Annotated in this window: 31 protein-coding genes; 27 read left to right on the top strand and 4 right to left on the bottom strand. The window is 41.7% G+C overall.

Annotated features, from left to right (window positions below; genetic code table 11):
* Positions 1 to 37: 37 nt before the first annotated feature.
* The 26 genes from CS060_RS04285 to CS060_RS04170 all read left to right on the top strand — a co-directional run bounded on the left by CS060_RS04285 (position 38) and on the right by CS060_RS04170 (position 15,775).
* Entirely contained in the window at positions 38 to 595 is a 558-nt protein-coding gene (locus tag CS060_RS04285) for a phage scaffolding protein (protein WP_035050396.1), read from the top strand.
* 20 nt (positions 596 to 615) lie between these two features.
* On the top strand, positions 616 to 1,434 hold the full coding sequence (locus CS060_RS04280) for a N4-gp56 family major capsid protein (RefSeq protein WP_035050394.1): 819 nt from the start codon (positions 616 to 618) through the stop codon (positions 1,432 to 1,434).
* A gap of 13 nt (positions 1,435 to 1,447) precedes the next feature.
* Positions 1,448 to 1,594, top strand: a complete 147-nt coding sequence (locus tag CS060_RS14085; RefSeq protein WP_165570933.1) for a hypothetical protein — start codon at positions 1,448 to 1,450, stop codon at positions 1,592 to 1,594.
* A gap of 2 nt (positions 1,595 to 1,596) precedes the next feature.
* Positions 1,597 to 1,938: a head-tail connector protein gene (locus CS060_RS04275; protein WP_099668718.1), complete on the top strand. Its 342-nt coding sequence runs from the start codon at positions 1,597 to 1,599 to the stop codon at positions 1,936 to 1,938.
* 1 nt (position 1,939) lies between these two features.
* Positions 1,940 to 2,305: a hypothetical protein gene (locus CS060_RS04270; RefSeq protein ID WP_099668717.1), complete on the top strand. Its 366-nt coding sequence runs from the start codon at positions 1,940 to 1,942 to the stop codon at positions 2,303 to 2,305.
* Positions 2,305 to 2,703, top strand: coding sequence for an HK97 gp10 family phage protein (locus CS060_RS04265; RefSeq protein ID WP_033020556.1), 399 nt, complete (start codon positions 2,305 to 2,307; stop codon positions 2,701 to 2,703). The genes CS060_RS04270 and CS060_RS04265 overlap by 1 nt, the downstream gene beginning before the upstream one ends.
* Positions 2,693 to 3,100, top strand: a complete 408-nt coding sequence (locus tag CS060_RS04260; protein WP_035050391.1) for a phage tail terminator family protein — start codon at positions 2,693 to 2,695, stop codon at positions 3,098 to 3,100. The genes CS060_RS04265 and CS060_RS04260 overlap by 11 nt, the downstream gene beginning before the upstream one ends.
* The gene (locus CS060_RS14080) at positions 3,084 to 3,257 is read left to right on the top strand and encodes a hypothetical protein (RefSeq protein ID WP_165570934.1); all 174 of its coding nucleotides are present in this window, start codon (positions 3,084 to 3,086) and stop codon (positions 3,255 to 3,257) included. Before CS060_RS04260 ends, CS060_RS14080 begins: the two co-directional genes overlap by 17 nt.
* Positions 3,257 to 4,555, top strand: a complete 1,299-nt coding sequence (locus CS060_RS04255; RefSeq protein ID WP_035050390.1) for a phage tail sheath subtilisin-like domain-containing protein — start codon at positions 3,257 to 3,259, stop codon at positions 4,553 to 4,555. The genes CS060_RS14080 and CS060_RS04255 overlap by 1 nt, the downstream gene beginning before the upstream one ends.
* 18 nt (positions 4,556 to 4,573) lie before the next feature.
* On the top strand, positions 4,574 to 5,038 hold the full coding sequence (locus CS060_RS04250) for a phage tail tube protein (RefSeq protein WP_035050389.1): 465 nt from the start codon (positions 4,574 to 4,576) through the stop codon (positions 5,036 to 5,038).
* Between the two features lie 11 nt (positions 5,039 to 5,049).
* Positions 5,050 to 5,451: a phage tail assembly chaperone gene (locus CS060_RS04245; protein WP_035050386.1), complete on the top strand. Its 402-nt coding sequence runs from the start codon at positions 5,050 to 5,052 to the stop codon at positions 5,449 to 5,451.
* Positions 5,452 to 5,634: 183 nt separating this feature from the next.
* On the top strand, positions 5,635 to 7,875 hold the full coding sequence (locus CS060_RS04235) for a tape measure protein (protein WP_099668716.1): 2,241 nt from the start codon (positions 5,635 to 5,637) through the stop codon (positions 7,873 to 7,875).
* Complete coding sequence (locus CS060_RS04230) at positions 7,875 to 8,549, top strand: LysM peptidoglycan-binding domain-containing protein (protein WP_033020561.1); 675 nt, start codon at positions 7,875 to 7,877, stop codon at positions 8,547 to 8,549. Before CS060_RS04235 ends, CS060_RS04230 begins: the two co-directional genes overlap by 1 nt.
* Entirely contained in the window at positions 8,549 to 9,508 is a 960-nt protein-coding gene (locus CS060_RS04225) for an XkdQ/YqbQ family protein (protein ID WP_035050499.1), read from the top strand. The genes CS060_RS04230 and CS060_RS04225 overlap by 1 nt, the downstream gene beginning before the upstream one ends.
* 1 nt (position 9,509) lies before the next feature.
* Entirely contained in the window at positions 9,510 to 9,767 is a 258-nt protein-coding gene (locus CS060_RS04220; RefSeq protein ID WP_035050497.1) for a DUF2577 domain-containing protein, read from the top strand.
* On the top strand, positions 9,767 to 10,174 hold the full coding sequence (locus CS060_RS04215) for a DUF2634 domain-containing protein (RefSeq protein ID WP_035050495.1): 408 nt from the start codon (positions 9,767 to 9,769) through the stop codon (positions 10,172 to 10,174). Before CS060_RS04220 ends, CS060_RS04215 begins: the two co-directional genes overlap by 1 nt.
* Positions 10,167 to 11,204 (top strand): baseplate J/gp47 family protein, encoded by a 1,038-nt coding sequence (locus CS060_RS04210; protein WP_035050493.1) that lies wholly within the window; start codon positions 10,167 to 10,169, stop codon positions 11,202 to 11,204. The genes CS060_RS04215 and CS060_RS04210 overlap by 8 nt, the downstream gene beginning before the upstream one ends.
* Positions 11,197 to 11,733 carry a YmfQ family protein gene (locus CS060_RS04205; RefSeq protein ID WP_035050465.1) on the top strand — a complete coding sequence of 179 codons (537 nt, stop codon included), beginning with the start codon at positions 11,197 to 11,199 and terminating at the stop codon, positions 11,731 to 11,733. Before CS060_RS04210 ends, CS060_RS04205 begins: the two co-directional genes overlap by 8 nt.
* A 2-nt stretch (positions 11,734 to 11,735) precedes the next feature.
* Positions 11,736 to 12,143 carry a tail fiber protein gene (locus CS060_RS14280; RefSeq protein ID WP_035050466.1) on the top strand — a complete coding sequence of 136 codons (408 nt, stop codon included), beginning with the start codon at positions 11,736 to 11,738 and terminating at the stop codon, positions 12,141 to 12,143.
* Complete coding sequence (locus CS060_RS04195) at positions 12,144 to 12,449, top strand: hypothetical protein (protein ID WP_035050467.1); 306 nt, start codon at positions 12,144 to 12,146, stop codon at positions 12,447 to 12,449. It abuts the gene before it with no gap.
* Between the two features lie 2 nt (positions 12,450 to 12,451).
* Positions 12,452 to 13,345: an NHL repeat-containing protein gene (locus CS060_RS04190; RefSeq protein WP_099668715.1), complete on the top strand. Its 894-nt coding sequence runs from the start codon at positions 12,452 to 12,454 to the stop codon at positions 13,343 to 13,345.
* A gap of 4 nt (positions 13,346 to 13,349) precedes the next feature.
* The gene (locus CS060_RS04185; RefSeq protein ID WP_052025587.1) at positions 13,350 to 13,664 is read left to right on the top strand and encodes a hypothetical protein; all 315 of its coding nucleotides are present in this window, start codon (positions 13,350 to 13,352) and stop codon (positions 13,662 to 13,664) included.
* Positions 13,664 to 13,801, top strand: a complete 138-nt coding sequence (locus CS060_RS14070; RefSeq protein WP_180271053.1) for a hypothetical protein — start codon at positions 13,664 to 13,666, stop codon at positions 13,799 to 13,801. Before CS060_RS04185 ends, CS060_RS14070 begins: the two co-directional genes overlap by 1 nt.
* A gap of 143 nt (positions 13,802 to 13,944) precedes the next feature.
* Positions 13,945 to 14,610, top strand: coding sequence for a hypothetical protein (locus tag CS060_RS04180; protein ID WP_099668714.1), 666 nt, complete (start codon positions 13,945 to 13,947; stop codon positions 14,608 to 14,610).
* 80 nt (positions 14,611 to 14,690) lie between these two features.
* Complete coding sequence (locus tag CS060_RS04175; protein ID WP_035048832.1) at positions 14,691 to 15,107, top strand: phage holin family protein; 417 nt, start codon at positions 14,691 to 14,693, stop codon at positions 15,105 to 15,107.
* Complete coding sequence (locus tag CS060_RS04170; RefSeq protein ID WP_035048829.1) at positions 15,107 to 15,775, top strand: N-acetylmuramoyl-L-alanine amidase; 669 nt, start codon at positions 15,107 to 15,109, stop codon at positions 15,773 to 15,775. Before CS060_RS04175 ends, CS060_RS04170 begins: the two co-directional genes overlap by 1 nt.
* A gap of 49 nt (positions 15,776 to 15,824) precedes the next feature.
* On the opposite strand, the gene CS060_RS04165 is transcribed toward CS060_RS04170, so the two are convergent.
* The 4 genes from CS060_RS04165 to CS060_RS04150 all read right to left on the bottom strand — a co-directional run bounded on the left by CS060_RS04165 (position 15,825) and on the right by CS060_RS04150 (position 17,503).
* Positions 15,825 to 16,292, bottom strand: a complete 468-nt coding sequence (locus CS060_RS04165; protein WP_099668713.1) for a type II toxin-antitoxin system PemK/MazF family toxin — start codon at positions 16,290 to 16,292, stop codon at positions 15,825 to 15,827.
* A 20-nt stretch (positions 16,293 to 16,312) separates the two neighbouring features.
* Positions 16,313 to 16,597: a hypothetical protein gene (locus CS060_RS04160; protein WP_035048827.1), complete on the bottom strand. Its 285-nt coding sequence runs from the start codon at positions 16,595 to 16,597 to the stop codon at positions 16,313 to 16,315.
* A gap of 237 nt (positions 16,598 to 16,834) precedes the next feature.
* Positions 16,835 to 17,161 carry an ABC transporter substrate-binding protein gene (locus tag CS060_RS04155; RefSeq protein ID WP_052025585.1) on the bottom strand — a complete coding sequence of 109 codons (327 nt, stop codon included), beginning with the start codon at positions 17,159 to 17,161 and terminating at the stop codon, positions 16,835 to 16,837.
* A 99-nt stretch (positions 17,162 to 17,260) separates the two neighbouring features.
* Positions 17,261 to 17,503: a DUF2584 domain-containing protein gene (locus CS060_RS04150; protein ID WP_035048823.1), complete on the bottom strand. Its 243-nt coding sequence runs from the start codon at positions 17,501 to 17,503 to the stop codon at positions 17,261 to 17,263.
* 237 nt (positions 17,504 to 17,740) lie between these two features.
* On the opposite strand from CS060_RS04150, the gene desB reads away from it, so the two are divergent.
* Entirely contained in the window at positions 17,741 to 18,826 is a 1,086-nt protein-coding gene (desB, locus tag CS060_RS04145; protein ID WP_035048821.1) for a Delta(10) desaturase DesB, read from the top strand.
* Positions 18,827 to 18,847 lie beyond the last annotated feature (21 nt).

Here is an 18,847-nt window from a genome sequence, read left to right as displayed (position 1 = left end):
TAACCACGTTAAAAAACGTAACCAGAGGAGGAATACCATGAAACGCGAATTTCTTGAAAGTTTAGGTCTCGAAAAAGACGTCATTGACAAAATTATGGCTGAGCATGGGAAGTCGGTAGAGGCGCAAAAAGCGAAAGTAGACGATTTAAAAACAAGTCTCGACGACATGAAAAAACAGCTAGAACAACGCGACAACGACTTAAAACAACTCAAGAAGCAAGCAGAAGGAAATGAAGAACTTCAAACGAAGCTTGCGGACTTAGAGAAGCGATATAAAGACGAGAAGGCGGCATATGAGGCAAAAATCAAGGAAACGCAATTGAACAGCGCGATTAAACTTGCGATTAATGGAAAGGTACATGACGCCGACTTGGTCGCATCGCTTCTTGATAAAAATACAATTGAACTCGATGAAAATGGCAACATCACCAAAGGACTGGAGGAGCAGTTAAAGACGCTGCAAGAAACCAAGTCCTTTTTATTTGTGCCTGAAAACAGCAATCAACCAAAAATTACAGGTATTAAACCAGCTGAAGGCAGTCCGACTGGCGGTGAACCAGAGGATCCGTTCTTGGCTGGGTTTAATTCAATTTAGTTTATAGGAGGTAATGAACTATGCCGATTAATTATGCAGAAAAGTATGCACCATATGTGGATGAGCGTTTTAAAAAGCAATCTCTTTCGAATGGAGCTGTGAATCAAGACTTAGATTGGGTCGGAGTCGAAACGGTGAAAGTATTCTCGATTCCAACCGTTCCAATGCAAGACTATACACCAACGGGAATGAGTCGTTACGGGACGCCATCGGAATTACAAAACAGCGTACAAGAAATGAAAGTGACGCGCGACCGTGCGTTTACGTTTACCATCGACAACAAATCGAAACAAGATACGATGGGCGTCATGGAAGCTGGGAAGGCGCTCGCCCGTCAGATTGACGAAGTTGTTGTTCCAGAGGTGGACATCTATCGTTTTTCAATTATTTGCGCAAACGCAGGCACAACAGCGACGGCGCCAATTACAAAAGACAATGCCTATGAAGCTTTCTTAGATGCAACAACAACGCTCACGGACTTGAAAGTGCCATTGGTTGGTCGCGTGGCGTATATCGGTCCAAATTTCTATAAACAAATTCGTTTGGATTCTTCTTTTATCAAAGCATCTGATATCGCACAAGACGCGTTAATGAAAGGGCAAGTTGGTCAAATTGATGGTATTCCGTTGATTACAGTTCCATCTTCGTACTTGCCGGCGAATGTGGAATTTTTCATCACTCACCCAATGGCAACGGTCGCGCCGATTAAATTGACTGACTACGTGACGCATGAAAACCCGCCAGGAATTAATGGCACTTTGGTGGAAGGACGTATTCGTTACGATGCGTTCGTATTCGAGAACAAAAAGAACGCCATTTACGTGCACAAGAAAGCGTAAGGGGTGACAAGGGATGAAGAAGTTTAAAAAAGGTGATGAAGTGTTAATCGCAACAAACGACGTACAAGAAGCTGCATTTAAAAACGCTGGATACGAAGAAGTGAAGGAAGAAGAGGAGAAAAAGGGAACGAAGAAAGCAACAGAAAAGGCAGCTGAATAACGATGACAGTGCTTGATATTGTCAAAGCCAAGCTGGACAATCCACCACCAGATGATCGCTTGGCTGTATACATTGACGAAGTAGGTCAAGCGATCAAAACGTTTTGTAATCGCGATGACATACCGGACGAACTGCGGTATGTCCATGCGAACATGGCGGTCGATTTCATTGGTCTGAAGCAAAAAAATGCTCCCGATGCCGAACCGGCTGTTCAATCCATCAAAGAAGGGGACGTGCAAGTCACGTTTACGGCTCATGAAAAGAGCCAAGGAGAAACAGAAGTAGAAAGCATCGTTCATTCCTATAAGAGCGCTTTGTATAAGTTTCGTAAAATGAGGTGGTAGCATGTCAGTTCGTGACATCTTTCTCAAAGCCAAATCCGCGGTGGAACGGCTGTATGACCGAGCAGCTACTATCCAGCGATATGAAGCGTATCAGAAGCCGAATGGCGCCGATGGAATGCAATGGGTGACAAAGCACGAAAACGTGCCTTGTCGCCTTTCTTCTGTCGGCATGCAGACGCTCAATAACGCATCACAGGACGATGTAAATGCTATTCAGTACGATGTGAAAGTTTTTTTGTCTAGCGACATTAACGTGCGAGCTGGCGATGTGTTTGTGATCGATGGGGTGCGCTACGAGTCAGCAAAAGAACCGTTTGTATATATTACCCACCAAGAAGTATTGCTCGTTCGAAAGGGTTATGCATAATGGGCTATGAGTTTAGTGAAGTTCGATTACTGAAACAGCAATTAGTAGAGTTGAATAAAATCGCTCATCAAGTGCAAATGAAGGTAGCCCAACGCATTGCTCAGTTGGCCATTCGGAAAGTGAAGAAGTTAACGCCTGTTGATACAGGTAATTTGCGGAACAATTGGAAGTATTATGTGATGAGCAAGGGCGATACGATATATATTCACATTTACAACCAAGCCGAATATGCGTCCTTTGTAGAAAACGGGCATCGTATCGTGGTGGCTGGACAGACCGTCGGATGGGTGGAAGGCCGGTTCATGTTGAAATTGACAATGAACGACATGCAAAAAATCGCCCCAAACATGTGGCAACGGGAGATGGAAAAGGAGATGAGGCGGATCTTTGGAGATTAAAACGCTCATCATTCAGCAAATGAAAGAAGTTTTTGGAAACGTCAAAGTATACGATGAAAAAGTCAAGCAGGGGCTTCAAACTCCTGCTTTTCTCGTTCGTATGATTCAGTCTGAACAAGAACGAAAAATTAAAGGGCAAGTGTGGCGGACGTACTCGTGGAATGTTGTATATTTCCCACAATCAACGGAAGTGGATAGTGAATGCGATGACGTGTTTGAAACGTTTCAAACAGAATTTCAATATATCGCCAACAAATATCATGTGCATCGGTTAGAAGGGACAAAACAGGACGATGTGCTGGTGATTACATTCGATGTGTCGGCACGCCTGCAAGAGGTGATGGACGAAACAAAGATGCAGACGTTAGGAGGTGTCTGGATTGGCAAAGCAGACTGAAAAACAAACGCGGTATGGGAAATCAGCTTTCATTCGTGCGCCGGAATACGCAAAAGATCGATTGTTGCTTGAAGTGTTACTCGATGAATCGAGAACGTACACGAAAGAAGAAGTAGACTCGCTGTTGAGTGAGTGGAAAGCGAAGGAGGTTCAATAATGGCAGGTGGAACATGGAAAACGCAAAATAAAATTCGTCCTGGCGCGTATATCAATTTTGAAACGAACAGTTTAAACACGATGGCACCTGATTCCAATGCGGTTGTGGTGATTCCAGTCAAGTTAGACTGGGGTGAAACAAGAAAATTTGTAAAAGTATCGCCGAATACGAAGTTTAAAGAAGTGTTCGGAAAAGATTTAAGTGCAATTGTTCCTGTTCGGGAAGCATTCAAAGCGACTAGTCAATTGATCGTTTACAATTTGAACAGCGAGGGAACAAAAGCAACAGCGACGGGCGGAGGATTAACAGCGACAGCGAAATATGCGGGTGCGGACGGAAATAAAATTTCGGTTGTCGTTACAGCAAATTTAGACGGAACCGCGACAGTGAAGACATACTTTGATGGGGCGGTTGTCGATACACAAACGGTAGCTGCGATTGCCGACTTGCAGCCGAACGCTTTTGTTTCGTTCAATGGTCAGTTACCGACTTCCGACGTGACATTGACGCTAGCTGGCGGAACGACAGGAACCGCAACAAATGACGCGTATGCTGAATTTGCGGCAGGTTTGGATACGCAAGATTTTAAGGTCGTGGCTTTTGGTACGGACGATTCAACAGTAAAAGCATTACTAACGTTGAAAGTGAAAGAATGGCGTGCCCATTACGGGAAAAATGTAACGTTGGTGACGAACAATTACAATACTGCCGATCATGAAGGTGTCGTGTCGGTTCTCAATGGCGTTACGCTTGAAGGCGGCGAGAAATTAACGGCTAAAGACGCGCTGTATTGGTATGCGGCAGCGTATGCAAGCGCTGGCACCAATTCATTAACCTATGCCGAGTATCCTGGAGCAATTGACTGCGAGCGTAAAACGCATGAAGAAATTGAACAAGCATTGAAAGATGGACACGTTGTCTATACGTTCAATCGCGATGCGGTGGTCGTAGAGCAAGACATTAACACGTTCCGTTCATTTACACCAACAAAAAACCAAGACTTCCGCAAAAACAAAATCATTCGCGAAATGGACATTGTTTCGGACAATACGCAGTATATCTACTCCAAATATTTCATTGGAAAAGTGAACAACAACGAGGACGGCCGAAACTTGTTCAAAAAAGAAGTGATGAAAACCGTGTTAGATCCTCTCGTGCGAGTCGGTGCTTTAGAGCCATATAATCCAGATGAAATTGTAGTTGAACAAGGTGATGAAAAAGATGCTGTGTTGGTCAATGTAGGACTTAAATTCGTTGATGCCATGGAAAAACTCTATATGACAGTGGCATGCAAGTAATAAACGGAGGTGATGAATATGCCACGTGTAATAGAATCGAAAGACGCGATTTCTTCGAAAGAAGGAACGTTATACATTACGATTGACGGGAAGTCATATGAGTTTGCGGAAATTGTGAAATTTGACGCAACGATTGAATATATCAAAGCTGACGTCAAACGTGTAGGCGCACGTATGAATGGTAGTAAAATCGTCGGGGCAAACGGAAAAGGAAACATGACATATTACTACCACCGCCCAGAAATTCGAGCGATGGCATTGGAATATTTACGGACAGGGAAAGCGCCGATTTTCGATGCGATGCTCGTTAATGCAGATATTACGAGCGCGGCAGGTAAGCAAACAGCAATCATTAAAAACATCGTGCCAGACAGCACGCTCATTGCTAAATTGGATGGCGATTCGGATGATGTACTCAAAGATGAAGTGTCGTTTACATTTGATGATTTCGATTTGTTAGACCAATTCAAAACGATTAACTAAGGAGGAGCCACATGAGCAAGTTTAAGGCATTTTTAAAAGGGAATGTCAAACCATATGAAAACGTGGAGCTGAAGCTGGAGCGTTTTGACGAACCACTTGTGCTGCGTCCGTTGACTGCGGGCGAAGCCGATGCAATCAATGAGCGTTGCTTTAAGTTTCGCCTAGGCAAAGGCGGCAAAATGGAACGTGTTTTTGATGTGGTGAGATACAATCGTGAAATTTGTGTGGCGTCCATTGTGTATCCTGATCTGAACGATCGCGAGTTGCAAGAGTCATATGGTGTTTTAGGTGCGGACAAGCTGTTTGCTGAAATGTTCCTTTTAGGTGAAGCCAACCAAATTCTTGAGAAGGTCACAGAAATTTCGGGGCTTGATAAGACGATGGATGAAGAGGTAGAAGAGGCAAAAAACTAATTGAAGAAGGTGGAGAGGCGTTTTATGCGCACGTTGCTCTCCACCGTTTTCATTGGCGACCTCGTGAGTTTTTAGAAATGGACCGAAGAGAGAAGGCCTTTGTCATAGCCAGTATTCAGATTGAACTAAAGAAAGAGAAAGAAGAGCATGACCGCATAAAAAGCAAAATGAGGGGGTGAGCGAATGGCTGGAGTTCAAACGACGTTGGCGTTAAACGACAAATTGACAGGACCACTCATGAAAATGATTCGTGCGATGGATGCAACCATTCGCGTCATGGAAAAGATGGATGCGAGCGCAACGCAATTAGATACAAAAGGATTAGCGAAAGCACGTAAAGCGATTACGAACGCATCGGCTGATTTAGAGCGATTAATAGTGGCTTCCAAACAGGCGGATAGCTCTTTAGCGCCATTAGGCTCCAAATTCGCCAACTTGCCTCCTCCTGTTGGTCGGGCGACAGGTGCTGTGAAAGAGTTTTTTGGCGCATTTTTATTATCAACAGCAGCTTTTGCTGCACTACAAGGAATTCAAAACGGAATTCAGTCATTTGTTCAAGCCTCAGACGCTTATGTTTCTACATCGGCACGCCTAGCGAATATCAATGACGGCTTACAAACACAAGCGCAATTGCAAGAGAAAATATATCAAGCCGCGCAACGTAGCCGAAGTGGGTATATGGATATGGCTAATTCGGTTGCAAAACTCGGTTTATTGGCGGATGACGCATTCAAAAACAACGACGAGATGATTCGTTTCTCTGAATTAATGGGAAAAGCATTTACCGCGTCTGGAGCATCGACTTTTGAACGCCAAGCTGGTATGTATCAGCTCACCCAAGCGATGGCGGCAGGCAAACTACAAGGCGACGAGTTCCGTTCCATCATGGAAAATGCACCGTTGCTTGCTCAAGCGATTGCCGATTTTACAGGCAAAACAAAAGGAGAATTAAAAGATATGTCAGCAAAAGGTACAATTACAGCTGACATTATTAAAAATGCCTTATTCAAAGCCGCCGATGACATTGAAAAGAAATTCAAAAACATGCCATTGACGTTTGCGGATGCGATGACCATGTTTAAAAACTGGTCGCTCCGTGCATTCGAACCGTTGTTAATTCGTTTTAACCAGTTCGTGAACTCTGATGCGTTTGCGACAATGGCAGAACACGCAATGTTTTTTGTTAACGTGTTTATTAAGGGAATGGACCTTGCTTTTGATGCGCTGGAGTTCTTTTATCGAATGGTCGGCGCTGTGGGACGCTTTTTTGAAGAAAATTGGTCATGGATTGCACCGATTTTGACGGTAATTGGCTCTGTTTTAGCTGGGATTGGCGCGATTTTGCTTGGTGTTGCAGCGAAATGGCTGATTGTGAAAACAGCCACAATGCTTGCCGCGGCGGCTCAATGGGTTTACGACACGGCTATGCTTAGTTCACCAGCTACATGGGTGTTACTAGGAATTATTGCGTTACTTGCTCTAGTAATTTATGCGACAGTAAATTGGGCAGACCAAACAGCTACGGTAGTCGGGTTTATAACAGGTTTATTCGCAAGTTTAGGAGCGTTCATTTGGAATATCGTCGCGAATATTTGGAATGCGTTTGCGATGGTTGCTGAATTTATTATGAACGTCTTTTTTGACCCTGTATATGCGGTGAAAAAGCTATTTTACGATATGGTAAAAATGGTCGTAGACAATATGACTGCGCTTACTGGTTCATTTGACACGGCTGCGAGTTTTCTTGCGCGTGTTTTTGTGAAAGGAGCAAATATCGCCATTGGCGCTGTTAATGGTTTAATCAAAGCTTTAAACATGATACCGGGGGTAAACATTAGCACGATTGGCAAGTTAAGTGCTGGTTCGGTAGGTAGTATATCCAACGGGCTTAAAAACTTTGCGGCGAATCTAAAACCGCCAACAAGCAGCGAATTTATGGTCAATATTCCGAGGATGAAAATGTTGAATGTCCCACAAGCGTTCGCGGCAGGAAATGCGGCAGGAATGAAATTTACTAAAAACATGTCTGAAAAGCTTTCTGGGATATTGGAAAAAGCAAAAAGTTTAGCGCCTAATACGAAAATGGAAAACCCGTTTAAACAATCATTAGGCAACCAAATTGCAAATAGCCCAGGCATGAAAAACCCTCTAGCGAGTGGAAAAGAGGATAAGAACCCGACAGGCGGTAAGCTCGATAAAATCGGGAAAATTGACGACGAAATTAACATCGCGGAGGAAGATTTGCAAGTTTTCAAAGAGTTAGCAACGATTAAGTCTATTCAAAACTTCGTCACGTTAACGCCGACTGTACAAGTAAAGACGGGGGACATTCGAAATAACGTCGATGTGGATCAACTCGTTCGTCGTTTTGAAGAAAGTATGGTAAACGAAATCGCCCGTTCGGCGGAAGGAGCGTATGCGTGATGGAACGAGCCATTTATTTTCACGCAAATGACCAAGAAATGTTTCGGCTTCCTGTGAATCCTGAAAAGGTGAACGTAAAAACAGAAGGAGACGGAGAGGAGTTTACAATTGCAAAGCTTGGGCGTGTAAACGTGCCGAAAGATAAAAAGTTGTCGGGCTTCTCTCTCGAATCCTTTTTTCCTGCGCAACCTACTCATTATTCAGGAACGGTGTTTAAAGAACCGAAATACTACATTGACTTGTTAGAAAAATGGATGCGAAATAAACAACCGATTCGATATATCTATGTCAACGGCTCTTTTACAATCAATGAATTAGTCACGATTGAGCGATTTGAATACGACGAATCGTTTGGTAGTGAAGACGTCAATTTTTCACTGGAATTAAAAACATACATGCCATTCGCTCCAAAGAAAATGCAAGTGGTTAAAAAACAAACGTTATCAGCTGTTCAAGTTGTAAAGAAAAATGCGCCTGCTCGACCAAATACGAAGCCAAAACCGACGACATACACGCTAAAAGCAGGCGACAATCTTTGGAAAGTAGCCAAGCTTTATACAGGCAATGGCAACCGATATCCAGAGTTACAAAAGCTGAACGGGATTAAGGATAGTCAGTTGCGGAAACTACCAATCGGTTTGGTATTAAAAATTCCTACAGATTGGGTGAAATGATGGAAGTATTGATTGATAATCGGGATGGAACGGTGTGGGATATGCCTGTTTCGAGCGCGCAATGGAAGACTAGCCGCATCGGAAAGGCCGGGACGTTAGATGCGAAGTTAGTGATTGAACAACCAACAAAGTTTCCTGTTAATAGTGGAGCGATTATCCGCGTAACAGACGGATCGTACAAAATTTTTTACGGATATGTGTTTGAAACAGGTTTTAACACAAGTAGTGAATTCGGTGTAAAAGCATATGACCAATTGCGATATCTTATGTATAACGACACATTTGTATTTTCTTCGACAACAGCGACAGCTGGCATAAAGAAAATTGCTGCCGATGCAGGATTAAAAATCGGAACATTTGAAGATACAGGATACAAAGTGCCAGCGATGGTCGAGGACAACAAAAAAGCGCTCGATGTGGTAGCGAAGTTTTTAGATTCAACGCTAATTGCGACGAACAGAAACTATGTGCTGTTCGATAATTTCGGAAAATTAGAATTGCGAAATATCAATAACATGGCTATTTCAGCAGACGACTTCTACATTGGGGAAGAGAGTCTGCTTTTTGATTTTGAGTACAAAAAATCAATCGACGAAGAAACGTATAATCGCGTCAAGATTGTGCAAGACAATAAAAAAACCGGCAAACGCGAGGTCTATATCGCCCAAGACAGCGCGAACATTGCTAAATGGGGACGGTTGCAAGAGTTTCGCAAAGTCGATGAAAAGATGACGGCAGCGCAAATTAAAGATTTGTTGGACAAGCTGATTAAGTTACGAAATCGGGAAACGAAATCATTGAAACTTAATTGCCTTGGTCATTGGAAAGTGCGTGCCGGATGCTTTGTGTTTGTGTACATTGAAAAAATCGGCATTAAACAATATTTCCTTGTCGATGAATGCACGCATAACTGGGAAGGTGGCGTGCATACGATGCAGCTTGATTTGAAGGTGATTTGATATGAGTTTAATAGATTTAATTAAAACGGTTGCCGTAAAGGCTGTAGAAGCGACGAATCCCGTTCATGTGTCGTTTGGCACGGTCGTATCTGAAAGCCCCCTTGAGGTTCAAATACATCAGAAGTTGAAGCTGACCGAAGAGTTTTTGGTTATTACAGAGCGTGTAACCCAAGCTAATTTGAAACGCGCAGATAAAGTCATTTTGCTCCGCGTCCAAGGCGGACAACAATTTGTTGTTTTAGACAAGGTGGTGAAATGATGGTACTTCCTTCTGAAAACATCACAATTGAAGAAGCAGAAGTGGTGGAACCATCGGCGATTCCGTCAAAAACGTATCGCCTTGATTTTGAAAATGGCCAATGCAGTGGAATGGTTGATGGAGTAGAAGCGATTAAGCAATCCATTTTTAAAGTGCTGAGCACCGATCGTTTTAAATATTTGATTTATAGCGATAATTACGGCTTTGAAAACTTGATTGGAAAAGAAAGACTATTCGTTCAAGCAGAATTGCCGCGACGAATTAAGGAAGCTGTATTGCAGGATGAGCGAGTAACAGATGTAGACGTGACGGTGCAATTTTCTGGGGATTCAGCCGTTGCGAAAATCGTGTGCTACACCGTTTATGGAAAAATAGAACTGCCGAAAGAGGTGAACGGTGTTGTTTGAAAATCAGACGTTCGAGACGATTTTACAACGTATGCTGGATCGTATATCGGATGATATAGACAAACGAGAAGGGTCGATTATTTATGATGCTTTAGCGCCAGCTGCAATCGAATTGGCAAAAATGTACGACGAGTTAGATATCGTTTTGCGCCTTGCGTTCGGAGAAACATCAACGGGCGAATATTTAGATAAGCGTGCCGCGGACTTTGGTGTATACAGAAAGCAAGCAACACCTGCTGTGCGAAAAGGAATATTTACGGATGGAAACGATGTACCGTTTAATATTCCAATCGGAAGCCGATTTAGACTAAACGATATGGTCTATGTAGCGATCGAAAAAATCACGGACGGCCAATTTCGCATGCAGGCTGAAACACCAGGAAGTGCGGGAAATCAGGAATTCGGGAATTTATTGCCGATTGAACCGATCGAGGGACTAGGGACAGCAACGTTGGCAGATGTGTTGTTTCCTGGCGAAGACGAGGAGAGCGACGAGTCACTGCGGAAACGATTTTTGCAAAAGGTACGGGAGCCAGGAACGAGCGGAAATGCGGCGGACTATAAACAATGGGCAACCGAGGTTGCAGGCGTAGGTGCGGCAAAAGTGACGCCTCTTTGGAATGGTTCAGGCACGGTCAAAGTCACCATTGTCAATACGGATATGCAGCCAGCTACAAATAATTTAGTTACACAAGTACAAGAATATATCGAACAAATGCGACCAATCGGAGCGTCTGTCACAGTAGCTTCAGCGACAGGCAAACCGATCAATGTTTCGGCGAACGTAGTCCTTGCATCGGGATATACGTTGCAAAATGTTCAAGATGCTTTCCCAGCGTCGTTGGATGAATATTTCAAAGAGATTGCTTTTTCAATGACATATGTCAGCTACGCAAAAATCGGAACACTCTTACTGAACACGCCCGGTGTCATTGATTACAATGGACTGACTGTGAATGGGGGCACGGCTAATGTCGCGTTGCAAGATGAGGAGGTTCCTGTTCGTGGGGGGGTATCAATAAGTGTCTAATCTATTTCAATATCTCCCTAATTACTATCAAGATATACGAGAATTTCCAAACTTAATAGGGACAGAGAACGAAGAAGTTGAACAATTGAGTGCTACAATAGATGAAGTTTTGGAACAGTTCTATGTTGACACAGCCACATGGGGGCTTTCTCATTGGGAGCGCATTTGCGGTATCCCTGTCGATGAAAGTAAGCCGATTGAACAACGTCGTAGCGTGATCAAGTCAAAGTTACGCGGCATCGGAACAGTAACGGTCGCTCTCATTAAAAACGTCGCAGAGTCATGGTATAACGGCGAAGTCGAAGTAACTGAACAACCTTCGCTTTACACCGTAAAAATTAAATTCGTTAGCAAACTCGGAGTTCCGCCGAATTTAGCCGACATCCAAAACGCTTTGCGTGAAATTATTCCGGCTCATTTGGCGATAGACTTCGAGTTTTCTTATTTGCTAATAAAAGATGTTCATAACGTAATGACGCTTTCGCAATTGGAAGCGACAACGCTCGATAAATTTGCAGGAGGTGCATAATATTGGCGAGTAACACACCTCGATTAGGATTGTACAAGAAAGACCCTATTGCAGACGCAAATGACACGTTTAATATACAGACAATGCTGAATGACAACTGGGACAAAATTGATGGGAAAGTCGCTATCCTAGGACCAGATGGGAAAATTCTGTCGGAACAGTTGCCGCAACAGTCGATGCCGTCTGCAAGCACCACACAAGCCGGCATCGTCCAACTAGACGATACATTGACAAGTACATCGACGACGAAAGCGGCAACAGCAAATGCGGTGAAACAAGTGAATGATGCAGTTGTTGCGCATTCGGCGGATAATGTGAAGCATATAACATCAGCAGAAAGAACAGCTTGGAACGCAACACAATCAAAAGCGAATGACCTTGAAATTCTCTATTGGATGGGGGCGATATAATTGGCGGCAACAGCGAGACGTTTATATAAAGGAACGGCTGGCACAACGGCAACAACGGCTTATACCGTGCCTGCTTCGACGACAACGATTGTAAAAAACATTGTACTGACAAACAAAACCGCAAGTGCGGCAACAGCCACAATCACAATAGTGGGAATAGAAATAGTTAATAACTATTCTGTTAATGCAAACGATACGGTTGTTATTGATTTATCGTTAGTTATGCAAGCCGCAGAAACGATTACCGTGCAAGCAGGGACAGCGAACGCCATTAACGTCTACATTAGCGGTGTAGAGGTGGCGTAATCATGGGAATTAGAAACTATTTTGGCATTTACCCATCTGGAAAGTATCGCAAAGGAAGTATTTTAAAACAAGGTTTTAATATAGTTGATTATGCAGGTGGAATGGGCAATGAAATCTGGTCAAAAACGGATGTTTCTAATGGATACGGCATCGCTGTCGACAGCGCAGGAAATGTTTATGTTGCTCATAACGTTGCGGCAGGAGGTAAAGTGGTACGTAAATTAGATGCTAACGGCAATGAAATCTGGTCAAAAACAGATGTTGATTATGGATACAGCATCGCTGTCGATAGCGCGGGGAGTGTTTATGTTGCTCATTGCATTTCGGCAGGTAAAGCAGTAAGAAAGTTAGATATAAACGGCAATGAAATCTGGTCAAAAACGGATGTTTCTAATGGATACGGCATCGCTGTCGACAGCGCAGGAAATGTTTATGTTGCTCATAACGTTGCGGCAGGATATAAAGCTGTACGTAAATTAGACGCTAATGGGAACGAGATTTGGTCAAAAACGGATGTTTCTAATGGATACAGCATCGCCGTCGATAGTGCAGGAAATGTTTATGTTGCTCATAACGTTGCGGCAGGAGGTAAAGTGGTACGTAAATTAGATGCTAACGGCAATGAAATCTGGTCAAAAACAGATGTTGATTATGGATACAGCATCGCTGTCGATAGCGCGGGGAGTGTTTATGTTGCTCATTGCATTTCGGCAGGTAAAGCAGTAAGAAAGTTAGATATAAACGGCAATGAAATCTGGTCAAAAACGGATGTTTCTAATGGATACGGCATCGCTGTCGACAGTGCAGGAAATGTTTATGTTGCTCATAACGTTGCAGCAGGAGGTAAAGCTGTACGAAAGTTAGACGGAAACAAATATTATCAAATCGTGGGGTGATATTATGAAATTTATTGGCGATTTTACACAAGATGAAAAAGGGTTGCGTGTGGGATTTATCCACTGTATTCCGTTTGATGAAGAGCATGGGCTTGGAAAAACGGAAGAAGAATTGCGACAAATCGGTGCATTGGTAGAGGATATTCCAGAGCCAGAGCAGGTGGAAGGAAAAACACCTGTTATGTATTACAACCCGCAAACCAACAGTGTTTATTATGAGTATATTGACAGACCGCTAACACCAGAAGAAGAATTGCGGCAAAGAATCGAATTAATGCAACAAGCATTAGACGCTTTACTGTTAGGAGGTATGCAGTAATGGTGGCATATTTAGCACAACGTATCATTGACGGAGTGTATACGTATGATTATGTCATCCAGCGTCGCCCTGATTTAAAAGAAGGGATTGACGCTTATTTAATTGAGAAAGGAAGGGAGGATTTGATTGTAAATTAAAAATAAATGGTTTTGTAGTAAGGAAGATGCGATGCCCTTCCGACCATATTTAACCCCAAAAATTTTTTGTCGAAATAAAGAGGAATTTGTGTGTTTTTGCATAATTATGACTTAGATTCAAAAACAAAGGAAGGGGAAACTAAATGACTTTTGAGGAACATGTTGAAAATATAAAAAAGGAGTTAGGAATTGACTCTAATCTACAGATTGTGTGTGGAGAGGATGGAGCAAGAGATTATATCGAAAGTATTAGAAAGAAAAATCCATCTCACGCGAAATGTTTAGAAGATATGTATTTAAAATCGAAAAACACTAGAGGAATATATCCATGGCCGGTGGATGAGGATTTGATTCTAATTAAAAGCAAAAATTACGTTGGGACGTTAGCGCATGAAATGCGTCATGTATGGCAGTATAAAAAAGCAAAAGACAAATTTTGTTGGTCAGACCCTTGTCGTAACAAACTCAAAAAAAACCTGAATATCATAATATATCCAGTGAGTAAAAAAGAACTGGATGCAAATAAATATGCTAGAGATTATTGTAAAAAAGAGAGGATGGAAGAAGAATTTAATTTTTATAGATGGGCAGTATTTGAAATTTGTATGAATCGTTTCGCTGTGCTTTTATTCTTAATTATTATTTTATGCACCATCATGTTCCCTTCTCTATTTTTCTTTAGTGTTGTTAGTGTTGTTAGTGTTGTTAGTGTTGTTGGTGTTGTTGGTGTTTTAATGTTAATTGTTACATGTAGGAAGAAATTTTATGAAGAAAAACTCAAATCTAAGTGCTCTTTGGATGATCAATGAAGATTAGGACGATTATGCGCAACAAGCACACTTTCGCATGAGAGGGTGTTTGTTATTCTTAAAGAAAGAGAGGAAAACAAATGAAACATAATACAAACACACTATACACAACAATCACAGGCGGTAGCGCATCAGCTATCGCCTATTTAATTGGCGGGGTTGATCATCTTGCTATTGCACTCGGAATCATGATGGCGGTGGACTACATTTCGGGCCTAATGGTCGCTGTTGGTACAAAAGAAGTTTCATCAAAAACAGCGTTTAGAGGGTTAATGAAAAAAATGGCCATGATTTTAGCTGTCATCGTGGCAAACCAACTGGACGCGGTGACAGGCAGCGGTGATTTTATGCGCAATACGATGATTATGTTTTTAATCGGTAATGAAGGCATCAGTTTTATTGAAAATCTCGGTCGTTTGGGTGTATCCATTCCGGGACAAGTGTCAAAAGTTTTTGTTCAATTAAAAAGCGAAAGTCAAAAAGGAGAGGATAAATAATGAGCGTATGGACAGAAAAGTTTATTCGATTGAACAAATATTCCCGTCCGGGATTAAAATTAAAAGGCGTGAAAAAACTGGTATTGCACTGGACTGCAAATCCAGGCGCGACAGCAGCGAATCACTTTACGTATTACGATCAGACGATTATAGAAGCGAAACGTTACGCTTCTGCCCACATATTCGTGGATAAAAACGAAGCAATCAACATCATTCCCCTCGATGAAGTGGCATACCATGCAAACGACGGCACTTACCGCGGCGTTCCAGAACTGAAGCCGAACGCGAACTTGTTGTCTATCGGTGTGGAAATGTGTGTGGAGAAAGATGGTACATTCCATCCTGACACAATCGCTCGCACAGAAGATGTGTTTGTGGAGTTATGCCAACGATACAAGTTGGATCCGTTGAAAGACATTGTCCGACACTACGACATCACGAGAAAAAATTGTCCAGCGCCGTGGGTCAAAAATGGACAAGCATTCGAAGACTTCAAAAAGCGTGTGATGTTGAAAATGAGCGCTGGAGGTGTATATGTTGTTCAAAAAGGCGACACGCTGTCAAAAATTGCAACAAAGCATAATACAACAGTAGATGCGTTGCAGAAATTGAATGGGATTAGCAACCCGAATTTGATTCGGGTTGGGCAGAAGATTCGATTGAAATAAAATTTTATATTTAAAAAACCCGCCTTCTTGTAGATCAAGGCGGGTCGCGTTATAGTTCTTTTGTGATGACATCTTCCACATATTTTTCGATTAATTCTTGAACAGTTTTTTCAATTTGTTTAAAGACAATTTCTTTGATGGTATCCTGCATTTGAAGGGATTCGATTAACTTAATATGTAAAGACGCTTTATCTACTTCGTTTAAGGAACATATATAGCTACCGATTTTATTTCGGGAGAACGTCATAATTTGGTCTAATTTTACATATGAATCGTTACTCAAACTTGGATAGTCTTTCTTGTAAAGTGGCAAATGGTAAGACTTTAACTCTTTTTTATTTCCATCTTTATCGTATAAAGATGTTAATGGAGCTAAAACAACGGTTTGATTAGGCAAAGTATAATCGTGTAATAAAAGAGCCGGATGAAGACCTCTAATTGTATATTGAGGTTTTGGGTCTTCTTCCGGGAAATTAAACCATATGATATCACCTTGCCGAAATTCTAAATGACTCATACAACCCCTCCGTCAAACAATTACTCACCTTGTTTGTTTTCAAACAAATCGAAAAAATCATTGTCGTTGTAATCCTTTTTTTGTAACTGCTTAAACAAATGTTTTTTACGAATTTTTTCGTTATTAATCATATCTAAAAATCCATATCCATTTTCGTCGTGAAATCGCTTTAATGCTTCTTCAACAGGAGATTTCTTTTTGTTCACATCACTGATATTCGAGGTATTTTGAATCAACTCCTTCATACCTAACATATTGGATTTCCTCCCCTTATCATTTTTTAACCCACTTTCTTTATCATTCACGAGAATCACCTTCCTACATAAACCATATGCTACAAGTATGGGAAGGTGTCCTCATTTTTATTATATCAAAAACGAATTTTCTACATTTTTATACGAAAAACCTACAACATCAACGGTTTTACACGATTTTGTACGAAAAAACATGTCAAATGATTTTTTTCGACATTTTGTTTTTTCGTTGTTTTTACGATATCATGTCATTGAGAAAAGCGAATGAGTCAAGTTGTTACTAACCTGTTAAAAAGTTTGCTTTGCATGCGCGAAATTGATGACCGGATCAACAGCTCCTTGGCTGTATACGTAAATGGACGTTTCTGAGCCGACGAGTGCAATATCCGCTCCGTTCGATAAAAGCGTCGTCATTGTTTTATCGCCGCCCCATGTTGTATTTAGCTCAATATGAAGCCCTTCTTCAGCAAAAAAACCTTTTTCAATTGCGACGTATTGAGGTGCGTAAAAGATAGATCGAGTGACTTCGGCAACGCGCAACGTTTTTACATCTTTTGAAGAGCAGGCTCCAAGTAAAAACATCAAAGTAATGAGCAAAAACCCCCATTTTCGCATGTTCTTCCCCTCTTTCCTTTCGTTTGCTTTATCGTATGCGCCTAATAAAAATGTGTGAATGACCTAAAAAGAAAACCGGCGAGCATATAGCCCGCCGGTTTAATTAATCGAATGTAAGGAAATCAATTCATATGTAATGATCGTTATCCCGTTTTCAAAAACAAGTTTTTTGACAACAGCTTGTCCTGTTGTTTCTCCATGCTTTGTTCGTCTTACTTCTAATGGGACGTCAAGTGGATATAAACGATAGTCTTCCTTTTGCAAAATAAATAAGTTATGTTCAATTCGTTTTTCTTTTCCGTTTGTGACGATCATCGTTTGTATTTCTAACGGCATGCCCATAGGATCACCCCACATTGCACATTTTTACCTTCATTGAAACATATTTATGACGATTACACAACTACATTTCATGATTTGTAACTATATAATATAAACAAATCATATTACCTAGTAATAAATTTTGTTGACAGGACAAGAATGCAAATGATACGATGACAATAAGCTTTAGAAAGAGATGCTTGAATATTCATTTCTTTTTGAAGTGAAGTGTTTACGTATGAGGGGAGTTTTTTATTGATGAAACAATTTCATTCATTCGGGTGGTACGCAGCTCGTATTGCTCCGTATTTGCCTGAGGAAGCGTTCCGTCCTGTTCCATCTCGTCTTTTCGGTGGTCTTGCTTACATGCTCGTTTTAGTTAGTAGCATTGTCACGATTTCTTTATTTGATCTACATTGGTTATGGAACGGATTGCTTTCGATTGTTATTGGATTTTGTTTTGCAGGCTTAGGGTTTTTAGGGCATGAAATTTTGCATGGAACAGTTGTCAAACGGGCGTGGCTTCGTGATTTGCTAGGGGGCATTGCATTTTTGCCACTTTGCACAGGCCCAAAGTTATGGAGAAAGTGGCATAACGCAACGCATCACGTGCATACACAACATGAGCAGCTTGATCCCGATGCGTGGCCGACGATCAAACGTTTAGCCCAAAGTCGTTTTCTTCGCTGGGTTTACCGTATTCCGTTTCCGATTCGTGCGTTTTTCTCATTTTTGTCTTTAGCAGGGATGTTTACGGCTCATTCGCTTCATATGCTTCTTCACTTTTGGAAGGAGTTTGAACGGGGCAGTCGTCGCGCCGTATTTTGGCAGTTTGTATTGCCTTGGTCGATATGGATTGGGCTATTGTTTATAATCGGAGTAGAAAAATGGCTCTTTGCGTTCGTTCTTCCACTGCTTATTGGAAATGCGATCGTTATGGGATACATTTCGACGAACCATCGCTTAAATCCACTCGTTCCAGTTAACGATCCACTAGCTAATAGCTTAACAGTCATTGTTCCAAAGTGGGTCGATGTATTACATTTTAACTTTTCACACCATACAGAACATCATTTATTCCCAGCAATGAGTTCAAAATACTACCCGATAGTGAAACAATACATTAAACAACTATGGCCGGATCGTTATCATGAAATGCCGATGACAAAAGCATTAATTGCGCTATGGAAAACGCCACGCCTTTATCATGAACAAACAGAACTCATTGAACCACGCGAAGGATACGTGTACGGAACACTTGGAAACGGATTAAATATAGATAGTCTTTCGTATAAGACGAAAGAACATGGTATAGTCAAACAAAAAATGGTAAAACAAAAATAAAAATAGGCGTCGTATATCGGC

Origin of the sequence: Anoxybacillus flavithermus, from assembly GCF_002742685.1 — a bacterium.
In the GTDB taxonomy this organism is placed as follows: Bacteria; Bacillota; Bacilli; order Bacillales; family Anoxybacillaceae; genus Anoxybacillus; species Anoxybacillus flavithermus_E.
Note: the sequence above shows the minus strand (reverse complement) of the source record. Positions and strands in the feature narration are given on the sequence as shown.

What these genes read in the sequence shown, in the direction of transcription:
- CS060_RS04285 (WP_035050396.1), top strand. Translation starts at nt 38, where the DNA reads ATGAAACGCGAATTTCTTGAAAGTTTAGGTCTCGAAAAAGACGTCATT.
- CS060_RS04280 (WP_035050394.1), top strand. Translation starts at nt 616, where the DNA reads ATGCCGATTAATTATGCAGAAAAGTATGCACCATATGTGGATGAGCGT.
- CS060_RS14085 (WP_165570933.1), top strand. Translation starts at nt 1,448, where the DNA reads ATGAAGAAGTTTAAAAAAGGTGATGAAGTGTTAATCGCAACAAACGAC.
- CS060_RS04275 (WP_099668718.1), top strand. Translation starts at nt 1,597, where the DNA reads ATGACAGTGCTTGATATTGTCAAAGCCAAGCTGGACAATCCACCACCA.
- CS060_RS04270 (WP_099668717.1), top strand. Translation starts at nt 1,940, where the DNA reads ATGTCAGTTCGTGACATCTTTCTCAAAGCCAAATCCGCGGTGGAACGG.
- CS060_RS04265 (WP_033020556.1), top strand. Translation starts at nt 2,305, where the DNA reads ATGGGCTATGAGTTTAGTGAAGTTCGATTACTGAAACAGCAATTAGTA.
- CS060_RS04255 (WP_035050390.1), top strand. Translation starts at nt 3,257, where the DNA reads ATGGCAGGTGGAACATGGAAAACGCAAAATAAAATTCGTCCTGGCGCG.
- CS060_RS04250 (WP_035050389.1), top strand. Translation starts at nt 4,574, where the DNA reads ATGCCACGTGTAATAGAATCGAAAGACGCGATTTCTTCGAAAGAAGGA.
- CS060_RS04245 (WP_035050386.1), top strand. Translation starts at nt 5,050, where the DNA reads ATGAGCAAGTTTAAGGCATTTTTAAAAGGGAATGTCAAACCATATGAA.
- CS060_RS04235 (WP_099668716.1), top strand. Translation starts at nt 5,635, where the DNA reads ATGGCTGGAGTTCAAACGACGTTGGCGTTAAACGACAAATTGACAGGA.
- CS060_RS04230 (WP_033020561.1), top strand. Translation starts at nt 7,875, where the DNA reads ATGGAACGAGCCATTTATTTTCACGCAAATGACCAAGAAATGTTTCGG.
- CS060_RS04225 (WP_035050499.1), top strand. Translation starts at nt 8,549, where the DNA reads ATGGAAGTATTGATTGATAATCGGGATGGAACGGTGTGGGATATGCCT.
- CS060_RS04220 (WP_035050497.1), top strand. Translation starts at nt 9,510, where the DNA reads ATGAGTTTAATAGATTTAATTAAAACGGTTGCCGTAAAGGCTGTAGAA.
- CS060_RS04215 (WP_035050495.1), top strand. Translation starts at nt 9,767, where the DNA reads ATGGTACTTCCTTCTGAAAACATCACAATTGAAGAAGCAGAAGTGGTG.
- CS060_RS04190 (WP_099668715.1), top strand. Translation starts at nt 12,452, where the DNA reads ATGGGAATTAGAAACTATTTTGGCATTTACCCATCTGGAAAGTATCGC.
- CS060_RS04185 (WP_052025587.1), top strand. Translation starts at nt 13,350, where the DNA reads ATGAAATTTATTGGCGATTTTACACAAGATGAAAAAGGGTTGCGTGTG.
- CS060_RS14070 (WP_180271053.1), top strand. Translation starts at nt 13,664, where the DNA reads ATGGTGGCATATTTAGCACAACGTATCATTGACGGAGTGTATACGTAT.
- CS060_RS04180 (WP_099668714.1), top strand. Translation starts at nt 13,945, where the DNA reads ATGACTTTTGAGGAACATGTTGAAAATATAAAAAAGGAGTTAGGAATT.
- CS060_RS04175 (WP_035048832.1), top strand. Translation starts at nt 14,691, where the DNA reads ATGAAACATAATACAAACACACTATACACAACAATCACAGGCGGTAGC.
- CS060_RS04170 (WP_035048829.1), top strand. Translation starts at nt 15,107, where the DNA reads ATGAGCGTATGGACAGAAAAGTTTATTCGATTGAACAAATATTCCCGT.
- CS060_RS04165 (WP_099668713.1), bottom strand. Translation starts at nt 16,292, where the DNA reads ATGAGTCATTTAGAATTTCGGCAAGGTGATATCATATGGTTTAATTTC.
- CS060_RS04155 (WP_052025585.1), bottom strand. Translation starts at nt 17,161, where the DNA reads ATGCGAAAATGGGGGTTTTTGCTCATTACTTTGATGTTTTTACTTGGA.
- CS060_RS04150 (WP_035048823.1), bottom strand. Translation starts at nt 17,503, where the DNA reads ATGGGCATGCCGTTAGAAATACAAACGATGATCGTCACAAACGGAAAA.
- desB (WP_035048821.1), top strand. Translation starts at nt 17,741, where the DNA reads ATGAAACAATTTCATTCATTCGGGTGGTACGCAGCTCGTATTGCTCCG.